Origin of the sequence: Sphaerisporangium album (genome assembly GCF_003323745.1) — a bacterium.
Classification (GTDB): Bacteria; Actinomycetota; Actinomycetes; order Streptosporangiales; family Streptosporangiaceae; genus Sphaerisporangium; species Sphaerisporangium album.
In genome coordinates, this window is the sequence record NZ_QOIL01000006.1 from 69,217 (window position 1) to 82,508 (window position 13,292).

12 protein-coding genes are annotated in these 13,292 nt (G+C 70.4%); 6 read left to right on the forward strand and 6 right to left on the reverse strand.

The genetic code is table 11. The features are described from left to right. Positions 1 to 350 precede the first annotated feature (350 nt). Genes DQ384_RS12370 through DQ384_RS12390 form a run of 5 tightly spaced genes read left to right on the forward strand, consistent with a single transcriptional unit; the run spans position 351 to position 4,801 of the window. Positions 351 to 1,331 (forward strand): ABC transporter substrate-binding protein, encoded by a 981-nt coding sequence (locus DQ384_RS12370; protein WP_114028910.1) that lies wholly within the window; start codon positions 351 to 353, stop codon positions 1,329 to 1,331. Beyond that, on the forward strand, positions 1,328 to 2,101 hold the full coding sequence (locus tag DQ384_RS12375; RefSeq protein ID WP_114028911.1) for an ABC transporter permease: 774 nt from the start codon (positions 1,328 to 1,330) through the stop codon (positions 2,099 to 2,101). The genes DQ384_RS12370 and DQ384_RS12375 overlap by 4 nt, the downstream gene beginning before the upstream one ends. Then, positions 2,098 to 2,943, forward strand: a complete 846-nt coding sequence (locus DQ384_RS12380; protein WP_114028912.1) for an ABC transporter permease — start codon at positions 2,098 to 2,100, stop codon at positions 2,941 to 2,943. The genes DQ384_RS12375 and DQ384_RS12380 overlap by 4 nt, the downstream gene beginning before the upstream one ends. A 9-nt stretch (positions 2,944 to 2,952) precedes the next feature. Further along, positions 2,953 to 3,747, forward strand: coding sequence for an ABC transporter ATP-binding protein (locus tag DQ384_RS12385; RefSeq protein WP_114028913.1), 795 nt, complete (start codon positions 2,953 to 2,955; stop codon positions 3,745 to 3,747). 46 nt (positions 3,748 to 3,793) lie between these two features. Then, a complete protein-coding gene (locus DQ384_RS12390; protein ID WP_114028914.1) occupies positions 3,794 to 4,801 on the forward strand; it encodes a methyltransferase in 1,008 nt (335 codons plus the stop codon). A gap of 34 nt (positions 4,802 to 4,835) precedes the next feature. Here the strand turns inward: DQ384_RS12390 and DQ384_RS12395 are convergent, their stop codons facing one another. The 6 genes from DQ384_RS12395 to DQ384_RS12420 form a co-directional block, all read right to left on the reverse strand. Next, a complete protein-coding gene (locus DQ384_RS12395; protein WP_114028915.1) occupies positions 4,836 to 5,432 on the reverse strand; it encodes a GTP-binding protein in 597 nt (198 codons plus the stop codon). Next, positions 5,413 to 5,874 carry a DUF742 domain-containing protein gene (locus DQ384_RS12400; RefSeq protein ID WP_114028916.1) on the reverse strand — a complete coding sequence of 154 codons (462 nt, stop codon included), beginning with the start codon at positions 5,872 to 5,874 and terminating at the stop codon, positions 5,413 to 5,415. Before DQ384_RS12400 ends, DQ384_RS12395 begins: the two co-directional genes overlap by 20 nt. A gap of 23 nt (positions 5,875 to 5,897) precedes the next feature. Then, entirely contained in the window at positions 5,898 to 6,320 is a 423-nt protein-coding gene (locus DQ384_RS12405) for a roadblock/LC7 domain-containing protein (RefSeq protein ID WP_114028917.1), read from the reverse strand. Then, on the reverse strand, positions 6,317 to 9,454 hold the full coding sequence (locus tag DQ384_RS12410) for a sensor histidine kinase (RefSeq protein ID WP_181871168.1): 3,138 nt from the start codon (positions 9,452 to 9,454) through the stop codon (positions 6,317 to 6,319). Before DQ384_RS12410 ends, DQ384_RS12405 begins: the two co-directional genes overlap by 4 nt. A 326-nt stretch (positions 9,455 to 9,780) precedes the next feature. Further along, the gene (locus DQ384_RS12415) at positions 9,781 to 11,196 is read right to left on the reverse strand and encodes an aminobutyraldehyde dehydrogenase (RefSeq protein WP_114028919.1); all 1,416 of its coding nucleotides are present in this window, start codon (positions 11,194 to 11,196) and stop codon (positions 9,781 to 9,783) included. A 62-nt stretch (positions 11,197 to 11,258) separates the two neighbouring features. Continuing rightward, positions 11,259 to 12,542, reverse strand: coding sequence for a glycosyltransferase (locus DQ384_RS12420; RefSeq protein WP_114028920.1), 1,284 nt, complete (start codon positions 12,540 to 12,542; stop codon positions 11,259 to 11,261). Between the two features lie 134 nt (positions 12,543 to 12,676). Here DQ384_RS12420 and DQ384_RS12425 point away from each other — a divergent pair, with 134 nt between their 5' ends. Beyond that, a complete protein-coding gene (locus tag DQ384_RS12425; RefSeq protein WP_114028921.1) occupies positions 12,677 to 13,291 on the forward strand; it encodes a TetR/AcrR family transcriptional regulator in 615 nt (204 codons plus the stop codon). The last annotated feature ends 1 nt before the right edge of the window (position 13,292 follow it).

Genomic DNA, 13,292 nt, shown 5'->3' on the forward strand with positions numbered 1-13,292 from the left:
TACGAGGACGATCAATAGCCGTGAGTGTTTGGATCGTTCCAAGAAATTATTCAGTTTGTGGAATGCGATTCGGTCTCGCAGGTCAAGCTCACGTCCGCACCTGCGGGTCGATGTGGCCAGTTCGTAGTCAAAGCCGTATTTACACCGTTCCACAGCATCAAACGCCGCCATAAACCCACTCTGACGGTCAAAGTGGACTTTCTTACGAGTTTCATGACATAGGCGGCTTTTCCGTGTTAGCCACGATCTTCCTCCGCTAAGCTTCACGCTCGCCGTGCCGGAAACCGCTTCGTACGCAGGTGACGCCCGTGACACGGCACTCTTCCCCCCACAACTAAAAGGACACCTCAATGAGAAGCTTTAGGGGTCGTACCTTCATCGTCGGCGTGGCCGCGGCTCTCGCGCTCACGGCATGCGGCGGATCGGACACCAGTTCGAGCAATACCGGCGGCGGGCTCGAGAAGACGACGATCAACATCGGCGCGATGCCGATCGCGGACGTGGCCGGGCTCTTCATCGCCAATGAACGAGGCTTCTTCAAAGAAGAGGGCCTGACCGTCAACGCCAAGATCATCAAGTCGGCGGCAGAGGCGATCCCCCAGCTTCACAGCGGAGGCCTCGACGTCGCCATCGGCAACTATTTCACCATCATATCGGCCACCGAGCGGACCCCGGACAAGTTCCGCTTCGTCGCCGACATCTACCAGTCGAAGCCGGACGTTTTCCAGATCGTCGTCCCCAAGGACTCGCCGATCCAGACGGTGAAGGACCTCAAGGGCAAGAAGGTGTCCGTCGCCTCGCGCAACAGCATCGCCGAGCTGGCCGTGGCCAACTCCCTGCGCACCGCCGGGCTCGACCCCAAGAACGACGTCGAGTGGGTGCCCATCGCGTTCCCCCTCGCCCCGCCGGCCCTGAAGAACGGTGACGTCGACGCCTCCTGGCTGACCGAGCCGTTCCTCACCGGCGTCCAGCAGGAGCAGGGCGCCCGCAAGATCGTCGACACGATGACCGGCGCCATGGCCGACTTCCCGATCGCCGGCTGGGTCGCGATGGACGACTGGACCAAGAAGTATCCCAAGACGATGGCCGCCCTCCAGCGCGGCCTGCTCAAGGGACAGCAGATCGCGGCCGCCGACCGCAAGGCCGTGGAGAAGGTGCTCCCGTCCTACACCCAGATCAAGCCCGAGGTCGCCTCGGTCATCAACCTGGGCTCGTACCCGACCACGCTCACCCCGGCCCGCATCCAGCGCGTCGCCGACCTGATGTTCGAGTACGGCTACCTGACCAAGAAGATGGACGTCACCCCCCTCCTGGCCCCGCTGCCTCAATGATCCGCCGCCGAGTGGCCCGCGGCGCCACCGGCGTCGCGGTCCTGCTCATCGCCGCCGAGCTGGCCGGGCGCACGGGCCTCGTGGACACCTCGCTCCTGCCCCTGATGTCGACGGTGCTGGCCCGCGCCGCGGAGCTGGTCGCCGACCCGGCGTTCCTGGCCGACGTCTGGGGGACCCTGATCGTCTGGGCCGCCGGACTGCTGATCGCCGTGGTGATCGCCGTCCCCCTGGGCACGCTGCTCGGCAGCCTCCCCCGCGCCGAGACGGCCACGCGTCCCCTCGTGGAGTTCCTGCGCCCGATCCCCTCGGTCGCCCTGCTCCCGCTGATCACGCTGCTGATCCCGGACGACTCGGCCATCAAGATGACCGCGGTCGTGTACGCGGCGGCGTGGCCGTTGCTCGTCAACACCATGTACGGGCTGCGTGACGTCGACCCGATCGCCAAGGAGACCATGCGCAGCTTCGGTTTCGGACGGCTCGCCGTGCTCGCCCGGGTATCGCTGCCGAGCGCGGCGCCGTTCGTCCTGACGGGCGTGCGGCTCGCCACCGCGGTCGGCCTGATCGTCGCGGTGAGCGCGGAGCTCATCACCGGCGGCACGGCGGGGGTGGGCGCCTTCATGATCCGCGCGGGCGCCGGCTTCCGGACGGACCTCGTCCTGGCGGCCACGCTGTGGGCCGGGGTGCTCGGCCTGGTGGCCAACGCCCTGCTGCTGGAACTGCAGCGCAGGGCGTTCCGCTGGCACGCGGCGACGTCCGGGGAGCTCTCGTGAGCGCCGCCACCACCCTTCCGCCCGCGGAGGTCACGAAGCGGAGGGCTCGCGGAGGCCGTCTCTCCGCCCTGGTGACGCGGGTGTGGCTGATCCCGGTGGTGGTCGCCGCCTGGGAGATCGGCACCCGCCAGGCCGCGTCCGCCTACTTCCCCCCGCCCTCGCAGATCGTCGCCCGGGCGTACGAACTGTGGTTCTCGGGGCCCGCGGCGCACCTGTTCCTCACCGACGACGCGCTCGGCGACTTCCTGCCGAGCCTGGCCCGGCTGTTCGGCGGGTGGGCGGTGGCCTGCGTGCTCGGCATTGGGCTCGGGGTGGCGCTCGGACGTTCCCGCGCCCTCGCCGGGTACATCGACCCGCTGGTCGAGTTCGGCCGCGCGATCCCGCCCCCGGCGCTGGTCCCGCTGTTCATCGTCATCTTCAAGCTGGGCACCGAGATGCAGGTGGCGACGATCGTCTACGGGGTGATCTGGCCCATCCTGATCAACTCCATCGACGGGGCGCGCTACGTGGACCGGCTGCACATGGACACCGCGGAGGTCTTCGGGATGGGACGGGCCCAGCGGCTCTTCCGGATCATCCTGCCGGCGGCCGGGCCGAAGATCTTCGCGGGTCTCCGGCTCAGCGTCGCCCTCGCCGTGATCCTGATGGTGCTGTCCGAGCTGGTCGGCAGCACCGACGGGATCGGCTACCAGCTCAGTTACACGCAGATGAACTTCGACCTGGCCGGCATGTGGAGCGTCATCGTCCTTCTCGGCGTCCTCGGGCTCGTGTTGAACGCGTCCTTCCTCGCCGTGGAACGGCGCGTCCTCTCCTGGCACCGGCGAGCCCGGCAGACAACCTGAGGAAGCATCGTGCTCGACGTCGTCAACCTGAGGCACACCTACGGCCAGGGGCCCTCCGCCCACCACGCCCTCGGCGGGATCGACCTGAAGGTCGCCGAAGGGGAACTGGTGAGCGTGGTCGGGCCCTCCGGCTGTGGCAAGTCCACCCTGCTCCGCTCCATCGCGGGGCTCATCGAGCCCACGGACGGGCACATCCGCATCCGGGACGGCCACGTCACCGGCACGCCGGGCGACCTGGCGGTCGTCTTCCAGGACTACAGCCGCTCGCTGTTCCCCTGGATGACGGTCGGCGAGAACGTGGCGCTCCCCCTGCGGCGCCGTGGCATGGGCCGCGCGGCCCGGCGCGCCGCCGCGGCCGAGGCGCTGGCCGAGGTGGGGCTGCCGGGCGCGGAGGCGAAGTACCCGTGGGAGCTGTCGGGCGGCATGCAGCAGCGCGTGGCGATCGCCCGCGCCCTGGCGTACCGTCCCACGCTGCTGCTCATGGACGAGCCCTTCGGCTCGGTGGACGCCCAGACGCGTGAGGACCTGGAGGATCTGGTGCTGAAGGTGCGCGAGCTGCACCGGATGACGATCCTGCTGATCACACACGACATCGACGAGAGCGTGTACGTCGGGGACCGCGTCGTCGTCCTCACGAAGTCACCGGCCCGAGTCGCGGGAGAGCTGAGCGTCGACCTGCCCTTCCCCCGCGACCAGATCGCCACCAGGGAACTGCCCGCGTTCGTGCACCTGCGCGCCGAGGTCGGGCGCCTGGTGCGCGCCAAGGAACCGCTCCCCCCGTTCCATGCCTCCCAGCAGGCATGACCCTCCCGGCACCCTCCGGGGGCCGCATCTCACGACTGGAGTGCACATGACCGAGCCTTCGAGCGCCATCACCGAGATCATCGCCGGTGGTTGGCGCCTCTCGGCCCTGAAGACCATGGTCGAACTCGACTGTGCCCGCCACCTGGCCGAAGGGCCGCTGACGGTGTCCGAGCTGGCCGGGCGCTGCGGGGCGCACGCGCCCTCGCTCGGCCGGATCCTGCGGACGCTTGGCGCGGTGGGCGTGGTCAGGACCGTGGACGTCGACACCTACGCCCTCACCGAGGCCGGCGCGCTGCTCACCGACGACGCCGAGGGGTCCATGCGCAGCGCCGTGCTGACGAACATGGACCCGGTGCTCTCCTCCGCCACCAACGAGCTGCTCACCGAGACGGTGCGCACGGGGCGGTCCGCCTTCACCGAGCGGTACGGCGTCCTGTACGACTACCTGTCCAAGCACCCCGACCTCGCGTCGGTCTTCAACAACTTCATGACCAACCGCGCGCTCCCCATGGCGCGGGGCGTCGCCGAGCGGTACGACTTCTCCTCGATCGGGAAGCTCGCCGACCTCGGCGGCGGGCGCGGGCACATCCTGGCGGAGGTGCTCCGGGCCAACCCCGACCTGCGCGGCCTGCTGTTCGAGCTGCCGCACGTCCTGCCGGACGCCCGGGCGGCGTTCGACTCCTGGGGCCTGACCGACCGGTGCGAGTTCGTGAGCGGCGACTTCTTCGCCGCCGCGCCGGAGGGCGCCGACGCGTACCTGATGGGCAGCGTCATCCACAACTGGGACGACACCAACGCGCTGCGCATCCTGAAGACGGTGCGCGCCGCGATGGCCGACGACGCGCGCCTGCTGCTGGTCGAGATCGTCGTGCCGGACGACGACACCCCGCACTACGGCAAGGACCTCGACATCCGGATGATGGGGCTGTTCGGGCAGGGCCGCGAGCGCAGCCGCTCCGAGCACACCGTGCTGATCGAGAAGGCGGGCATGACGGTCACGGACGTCATCCCGCTGCCGTTCCACGCCAGCCTGATCGAGGCCAGGCCGATCTAGGACCGGCCGCCGGGGGCGGTTCCCGGCGGGGAGGTCAGCGGCCTCCCCAGCCGGGAACCGCCACCCGCATGGTCAGCGCGTGCTCGACCAGCGCGATGAGCGTGCTCTTCACCGAGTCGCGCGAGCGGGCGTCGGTCCGCACGAGCGGGATGTGCGGGGCCAGCGTCAGCGCCTCGCGGACCTCCTCGTCGGCGTGGGCGTACCTGCCGTCCCAGCCGTTGATGCCGACGACGAACGGGAGCTGGGCCTCCTCGAAGTAGTCGATCGCCGGGAAGCAGTCCGCCAGCCGCCGCGTGTCCACCAGCACGACCGCGCCGATGGCGCCCCGCACCAGGTCGTCCCACATGAACCAGAACCGGTGCTGACCGGGCGTGCCGAACAGGTACAGGATCAAATCCTGGTCCAGCGACACACGGCCGAAGTCCATCGCCACGGTGGTGGTGGTCTTGTTCGGAGTCAGCCCGAGATCGTCGATGCCGGCGCTGGCGTCCGTCATGACCGCCTCGGTCGTGAGGGGGACGATCTCCGACACAGCCCCCACGAAGGTGGTCTTGCCGACGCCGAAGCCGCCCGCGACGACGATCTTCGTCGACGTGAGCGCCCCGCCGCGGCTAGAGCCTGCGAAGTCCACTGAGAACCCTTTCGAGCAGGTTGAGATCCGGCTTGCCCGTTTCGAGCTGCGGGTGGTGCACCTGGACGAGGCCCTCGGCCGCCATGTCGGCGATCACGATCCTGGCCACGCCGAGCGGCATCCGCAGCATCGCGGCGATTTCCGCGACCGACCGCACCTGACGGCACAGCGTGCTGATCGCCTGCTTCTCCGGGGTGAGCACCGAAATATCGTGGTGCGCCGACGTGGCGGAGGAGACAAGGGCCTCCATGGCCAGGGAGGTCCTCGGCGCGGTGCGCCCCCCGGTCATGGCGTAGGGCCGGACCAGCGAGCTCTGCTCCACCGGTTCCGGCGCGGGATAGGGCGCGGCCGCGCCGGGGAACCGGCGAGGATCCTCGATCTGCGCGTACGACGAACCGCCGCTCAGCGGGTCGCCGTCATCCGTCCAGCCACGACGTGCCATGGCGTCCTCCTGTCATCGGCCTCTCACCTGGGTTGAGACGCCTGGAGTTCGGCACGCACAGCCGGGGTCAATACCTGACCGGCACGCTCGACCAACAACGTCATCTGGTAGGCCACCAGGCCCATGTCACAGTCGGCGGCAGCGAGCACGGCGAGACAGGAACCGTCGCTGACCGACATGATCAGCAGAAGCCCCCGCTGCATCTCCACGACGGTCTGCGTGACCGCCCCGCCCTCGAAAACCCGGGAGGCGCCCTGGGTCAGGCTGATCAGACCCGCGGCCACCGCCGCGAGCTGGTCGGCCCTGTCCTTCGGGAAGCCTTCTGAGAAGGCCAGGGGCAGTCCGTCGGCCGACACCACGACCGTGTGAGCAACGCCAGGGACGTTGTTCACGAAGTCGGTGATCAGCCAGTTGACGCCACGGGCCGCCTGGCTCAGCTCCCTCACGAGTCCTCCTTGTTGCGTTCACCGTTTCCATTTGTGGAAAGGTCGTCGTTGAGCTCGCCGCGGGCGGCGGCCCGTCCCCTGCGCACGCCCTGCTGGAAGCTCGACAGCCGGCTGCGCACCCGGTCGGGCGAGAGCGTCGGCTGCGGCGAGGCGAAGACGGAGGGCCCGGGGTCGGCCGAGCCGGGGACGAGGTTCGCTTTCGGCACCCGCTTGGGCAGCCCGGAGGAGGTGATGCCTCCGAGCGAAGGGTCGCTCGCCGCCTGGGCGGCCTGCCAGCCCGCGTCGCCCGGGGAGGACCAGGTCCTGGCCTCGGCCGGTCGCATGGGGGCCGGGGCCTCCTCGGCGTACGCGGGGACCGGCGCGGCGGGGGCCGGGGGCTCCTCGTGCGGGATCGCGTCGAAGGAGGAGGTCTCCGCCTCGACGACGTCGCTGCGGCGGAACCAGTCCGACTCGACGGCCGCGAAGATCGGGAGGAACTCCTCCTGCGCCTCGTCCAGCGGCGAGGTGTGGACGGCGGGCAGCGGCCCGGTGTGGTCCATGTCCGGCACGGCGCCGAACGTGCGGGCCGATCTTTCGAGCGGTCCGGTGGCGGGGCCGCTCCCGGTGACGGGTCCGCCGAAGCCGCCGGCGACGGGGCCCGTGCCGGGGCCGGAGCGCCCGCCGGTCGCGGGACCCGCCTGACCACCGGTCACGGGGCCTTGGCGGCCGCCGGTGACCGGGCCCGTGTGCCCGCCGGACGAGACGGCCGGCCACGACGCGGTGTCCTGGTCGGCGGGGTCGGGCCAGCCGGAGTCGGCCTTGGCGCCCCCGGGCGGGGGTACGTCCGAGGGCCAGGGCGTGTCGAGCGGCGGGTTGGGGTTGAAGTAGCGGTCGAAGGGGTCCTGCTCGCCGGCCGCGTCCTTCTCGGCCCGCGGGCGCTCGAAGGGGTTCTCGAACGGGCTGAGCTCGCCGGGCGCGCCGCCCTGCCCGCCCGGCGTGGCGAACGGGTCGCGTCCGGGGGTCTGCGGGCGCTCGAACGCGCCGCCGCCCGCCGGGCGCTCGAACGGCCCACGCTGGAAGGGGCCGCGGTTGACCGGGCCGGGACCCGCGGAGCTTCCGGGGTCGTCGGCTCCGAACACCGGGGCGCGCATGCCCCGCGAGCCGGAGCTCTCGAAGGCGCCGGGCGTGGCGAACGGCGAACCCCCGCCGAACTGGCCGGTGACCTCGGCGGCCGGCATGCCCGCGTACTGTGGCGCGCCGGGGGCGGACAGCAGCGACTCGGGCAGCAGCACCATCGCGGTCAGGCCGCCGGCGTCCTGCTGGCGGAGCTGCACCCGGATGCTGTGGCGCAGCGCGAGGCGGCCGACCACGAACAGGCCCATGCGGCGCGACACCGAGACGTCCACGACCGGCGGGTTCGCCAGCCGCCAGTTGCACTCGGCGAGCTCTTCGGACGTCATGCCGATGCCGCTGTCGCTGACCGAGATCATCATGCCGCCGCCGTCGATGCGGTTGCTGGAGACGATGACCTTGGTCTCGCGCGGCGAGAAGGAGATGGCGTTCTCGACCAGCTCGGCGACCAGGTGGACGACGTCGTTGACCGCCTGGCCGACGATGGCCGTCCCGGACGGCACCCGCAGGTCGACCCGCTCGTAGTTCTCGACCTCCGACAGCGACGCGCGGACGATGTCGACGATCGGGACCGGCTGGCTCCACCGGCGCGCGGTCTCCTGGCCCGCGAGGACCAGCAGGTTCTCGCTGTTGCGCCGCATGCGGGTGGCCAGGTGGTCGAGCTTGAACAGGTTGGCGAGCCGGCTCTCGTCCTGCTCGCCCTGCTCCAGGCCGTCGATGAGGGTGAGCTGCCGCTCGACCAGCGTCTGGCTGCGCCGGGAGAGGTTGACGAACATCGCGTTGACGTTGCTGCGCAGACGGGCCTCATCGCCCGCCAGGCGGATCGCCTCGCGGTGGACCTCGTCGAAGGCGCGGGCGACTTCTCCCATCTCGTCGCGCGAGGTGACGCCGATGGGCACGACCTCCGCCGTCGGGGAGCTGTCGGTGCTCTCGCGCAGACGCTGGACGGTCTCGGGGAGCCGGACTCCGGCGATCTCCAGCGCCTCGGCGCGCAGGCGGCGCAGCGGTCGGGTCAGGGAGCTCGCCACCACGATGGTGATGATGAGGACCAGCAGCAACAGCACGACGATGACGGCGCCGGAGATCAGGGCCTGGCGCTGCGCGTCCTCCTGCAGAGTCTGGCTCTGCTGGACGACCGAGCCGACCATGCGCTCCTCGACCTTGCGCATGCGGTCGGCTACCGCCGAGACGGAGGTGTACCACAGCGTGGTGTCGTCGCGGCGGTTCAGGTCGAGGTCCTGGATCTCCTTGTACTGGCGGAGCTGCGCCAGCGCCAGCGCGCGCATCCAGTCGGCCTTGTCGACCTGCTGGCCGCGCACGGTCTCGTTGTAGAACTTGACGTCGGCGGGGGTGGCCTCGGCGAGGAAGGTCGCGGTCTCCTTCTCCTGGGTGCTCCAGGAGCCGGGGAAGTTGACGAAGTCGTCGTAGTCGAACCCGCCGCCCGCGGTCCCGCGGGTGGCGAGGCCGACGGTCATGATGCCCCGCTGGCGCGAGACCTCCTCCTTGGCGCGGCTGAGCGCGCCGAGGGCGATGCTGTCACCGAACAGGCGCTGGTCGGCGCCCGAGGTGCCGAGCTCGCTCTGCATGGAGCTGAGGACGGTGACCACCCGGCCGTACATGCCGAGCGCGGCTCGGGCGGGGACACTGACGTCCTCGACGATTCGGGAGCGGAGACCGGGCAGGCCCTCCAGCCAGCGGCGGATCTCGTCGGCCTCGGCGCGGACACGCGCGGTGTGGGACTGGTCGATGCCGGACACCGCCGCGAGGACGGGCTGGCGGACCTTGTCGACGATCTCCTGCTGGGCGTGCACCTTCTTGAACCGCGCCGCCCGCCGGCCCTCGGCGATGTACCAGGCCGTCAGGTCACGTTCCTTGTCGATCTCGTGGACGAGGACGTCGATCTTCTGGACGAGCGTGGCGACGTCGGTGAGGCGCCGGTAGTCCGCCGAGGTCGCGGCGGCGTCGGCGAGCTGCACGCCACCGAGGATGACGCCCACGATCGTCGGGATGATGATGAGGGCCACGAGACGTGATCGGACACGCCAGTTCTGGAGCCGGAGCCGGCTGCCGGTCTTCGGCGTACGCGCCATGGATGGCCCGGACCGATCCACACGGCCCTTTCGACCTGGGTTACCCCGGGGGTCTTGTGTCCTCACTGGTTTTCGCAACCTCTCACCGAGCCTGGCGTTCAGGGGGGTACGTCACGCGCGAGGCGCATGAGACGTCCGAGACATCCATCAGGCGAGGGTAATTGGAGCACACCCTTACCAGATCGGCCAACAGCACATTCAGTGACAAATATGACCAAACAACGTGTCTATGGGATAAATCCCCCTTTGCGCTTCCGTAACTATGCGGGGCGAAATCCCTCACGGGGCTCGGGCGCGGCGTGTTTGATCATCAGATGACGAGTCACCGAGTACTCTTGTACCGCTTCTTGGCTCATGTCCTTGCCGAATCCGCTACCCTTGACGCCTCCGTGTGGGGCCTCCGACGCGATCGGCAGATGATCATTGACCCAGGTCACGCCCACGTCGAGGCGATGCGAGACCCGCAGCGCCCGCGCGACGTCCCGCGACCAGACCGACGACGCGAGCCCGTACGGGGTGTCGTTGGCGAGGCGCACCGCTTCGTCCTCGCCTGAGAAGGGGATCACGACCAGCACGGGTCCGAAAACCTCGCCCTGCGCTATCTCGCTGTCCTGCGCCGCCCCCGCGACCAGCGTGGGCGGGTAGTAGAAGCCCGGCCCCCCGGGAACGTCCCCGCCGCACAGGAGCCGCGCTCCCGCGTCCGCCGCGCGCCGCACGAAGCCGTGCACGCGCTCGCGGTGACCCGCGGAGATGAGCGGCCCGATGTCGGTCGCCGGGTCCCACGGGTCGCCGGTCGCGATGCCCGCCAGCGTCTCCCGCAGCGCCTCGGCCGCCTGGTCGTACACCGCGCGCTCGACGTACACGCGGGTCGCCGCCGTGCAGTCCTGCCCGGTGTTGTACGTGGCGCCCAGCGCGACGCCCCTGGCCATCTCCTCCAGGTCGGCGTCCTGGAACACCAGCGCGGGCGCCTTGCCGCCCAGCTCCAGGTGGACGCGCTTGAGCCCCGCCTCACCCGCGGCGCCGCGCATGACGGCCCTGCCGGTGGCGGTCGAGCCCGTCACGCTGACCATGTCCACGCCCGGGTCCGCGACCAGGGCCTGCCCCACCTCGGCGTCGCCGGTCACCACGCGCAGCACGCCCTCGGGCAGCCCCGCCTTCACCGCCAGCTCCGCCAGCCGCAGCGTGGTGCCGGGCGTCTGCGGCGCCGGCTTGATCACGACGGCGTTGCCCGCGGCCAGGGCGGGGCCGACCTTCCAGATCGCCATCACCAGCGGGAAGTTCCACGGCGCGATGGACGCCACGACGCCGAGCGGGCGGCGGATGAGCACCGAGGTGTACCCCGCGCTCAGGACGCCCGCGCCGCTTCCTTCCAGCGAGCGGGCCGCGCCCGCGAAGAACCGCAGGTTGTCCGCGGCGAAGGGCAGCTCGCCGTCGCGGAACACGGTCGCGGGCTTGCCGGTCTCGGCGACCTCCAGCCGGGTCAGCTCCTCGGCGTCGGCCTCGACCAGGTCGGCGAGGCGCAGCAGCACGCGCGCCCGCTCCCCCGGCGTCGCGGCCGCCCACGTCCGGTAGGCGTCCCTGGCCTCGCGCACGACGCGCGCGACCTCGGCGGTCGGGGTGTCCGGCACCGGGGCCAGCATTACTCCGGTGGCCGGGTTGACGGGGGTCTTGCTCATGGCGCTCTTTCCTGTTGGTGCGGCCGGCCCCGCCGCGGGGGCGGGACCGGCGGGGGTGGTGCTCAGACGGCCGTGCCGCCCGTCGCGATCTCCTCGATCAGGTCGGCGGCCCTGCGCACGCCGTCGCGGCGGCGGATCTCCTCGCCCGCCTCGGCCAGGCGCGCCCGCAGCGCGGTGTCCCCGAGCAGCCGGTCCAGGGCGGACCGCAGTTCGTCGTCGGTGAAGGTGTAGGTGGACAGGCGGACGCCGAGACCCAGCTCGTCGATGCGCTGGGCGTTGTCGTACTGGTCCCAGAACAGCGGCAGCAGGATCATCGGCTTGCCGAAGTGCAGCGCCTCGGTGGTGGTGTTGTTGCCGCCGTGCGTGATGACCAGGTCCACCAGGGGCAGCACCTTGGTCTGCGGGAGGACCTCGGCGCCCCACATGTTGTCCGCCAGCTTGATCTCCTCGTGCAGCGTGCCCTTGGAGACGATGTAGCGGTGCGGCGTGGTGGCCAGCACGTCGATAACGCGCTGCATCAGCTCGACGTCGGCCGAGCCGAGCGAGCCGAGCGAGAAGTAGATCAGCGCGCCGTCGCCGCCGGCCAGCGACTCGGGCACCTCGAAGCTCTGGTCGGTCTCACGCACCGAGGAGTCCAGGCGGAACCACGTCGGGCCGAGCGGACGGGCGTCGGTGTAGTCCGCGATCTCGGGGAACACGTACAGGTTGCGGTCGCCCTCGTGGATGAACTCCAGCTCGGGCAGCGGCGGCGCGCCCTGCTCGACGACCCACTCGTTGAACGCGGTCCAGATCTCGCGGTGCGTGCGGTCGTACTCGGCGCGGAAGGCGTCCCACTCGCCGCGGTCGTCCGCGGGCAGGCCGCTGAACGCGGGCGCGACGTCCTCGCCCTTCATCTCCAGCGGGTTGCAGGAGACGATGCGGACGAACGGCTTGCCGGCGGTGAGCAGCGCGGGGAAGGTGATCACGTTGTCCTCGACGATGACGTCGGGGTTCACCCGCTCGATGATCGCCTTGAGCTGCGGCTCGCAGTACTTGGCGCCGTCGATGAGCGCGTCCCAGATCGGCTTGGTGACGGTCTCGAGCTGCGCGAGGGTCGACTTGCGGTACTCGGGGGCGGTGTCGCGGATGAAGTCCTTCCAGAACTGGCCCGCGTCCTGCTCCTCCTCGGCGGGCGGGGCGAGGTCGACCAGGTCCTCCTCGAACCCCATCGCGACGAGCTTGCCCTTCCACGACGCCTCGGCCGCGAACACCACGCGGTGGCCCCGGCGACGCAGGATGTCGCCGATGCCGATGCAGTTGTTCGTCGGCCCGTAGGCGCTCTCCGGCATGAAAAGTATGGTGGCCATCAGTACTCCATCGGATTTGAAGGACGATTCAAATACGTCTGGGCGGGGTAGGTCAAACTCCAGTTTCGTATGGCCTGGAGGGGAAGAGTGGTTTTACACTCCAACTTCAACAACGGGGCACAGGGGAGGCTGGCATGAGCTCGCGCAAGAGCCGCGCGGACCGGCGGGTGGACCTCATCGAGGCCGCGCGCCGGGCGATCCTCAGGTACGGCACCCAGGGCGTGCACCTCAACCATGTCGCCGAGGAGGCCGGGCTCACGTCGGGGGCGGTCCTCTACCACTACCCCGACCTCAGCGAGCTGCTGGTCGAGGCGCACCACGCCGGCATGGAGCGGTTCTACGAGCTGCGCGTCAAGCGCGTCTCGGGCCTCAGCGACCCCGCGCAGAAGCTGGTGGTCACGATCCGGTCCGGGCTGCCGGTCGGCCCGGACGACCCGGGCGTGCGGCTGCTGAACGAGCTCGGCGGCGCGGCGGCCCGCAACCGGGTGTACGCCGTGCTGCTGACCACGCTGTACGACCGGCAGGTCGCGATGTACCAGTCCATCCTGGACACCGGCGCGGCGCTCGGCGTCTTCACGCTGACGGGGGACTCGGTGGTGATCGCGCGCAACCTCGTCGCGCTGGAGGACGCCTACGGCTACCGCATCACCGCGCGCCACCCCGTGATCGGCCCCGACCAGGCGGCCGAGCTCATCCTCAGCTACGCCAGGACGGTCACCGGCAACATGCTGGAAGCCCCCGTCAACTGAC

Excerpts from the sequence above, each read along its gene's own strand:
- DQ384_RS12370 (WP_114028910.1), top strand. The coding sequence starts at position 351 with ATGAGAAGCTTTAGGGGTCGTACCTTCATCGTCGGCGTGGCCGCGGCT.
- DQ384_RS12375 (WP_114028911.1), top strand. The coding sequence starts at position 1,328 with ATGATCCGCCGCCGAGTGGCCCGCGGCGCCACCGGCGTCGCGGTCCTG.
- DQ384_RS12390 (WP_114028914.1), top strand. The coding sequence starts at position 3,794 with ATGACCGAGCCTTCGAGCGCCATCACCGAGATCATCGCCGGTGGTTGG.
- DQ384_RS12400 (WP_114028916.1), bottom strand. The coding sequence starts at position 5,874 with ATGGCACGTCGTGGCTGGACGGATGACGGCGACCCGCTGAGCGGCGGT.
- DQ384_RS12415 (WP_114028919.1), bottom strand. The coding sequence starts at position 11,196 with ATGAGCAAGACCCCCGTCAACCCGGCCACCGGAGTAATGCTGGCCCCG.
- DQ384_RS12420 (WP_114028920.1), bottom strand. The coding sequence starts at position 12,542 with ATGGCCACCATACTTTTCATGCCGGAGAGCGCCTACGGGCCGACGAAC.
- DQ384_RS12425 (WP_114028921.1), top strand. The coding sequence starts at position 12,677 with ATGAGCTCGCGCAAGAGCCGCGCGGACCGGCGGGTGGACCTCATCGAG.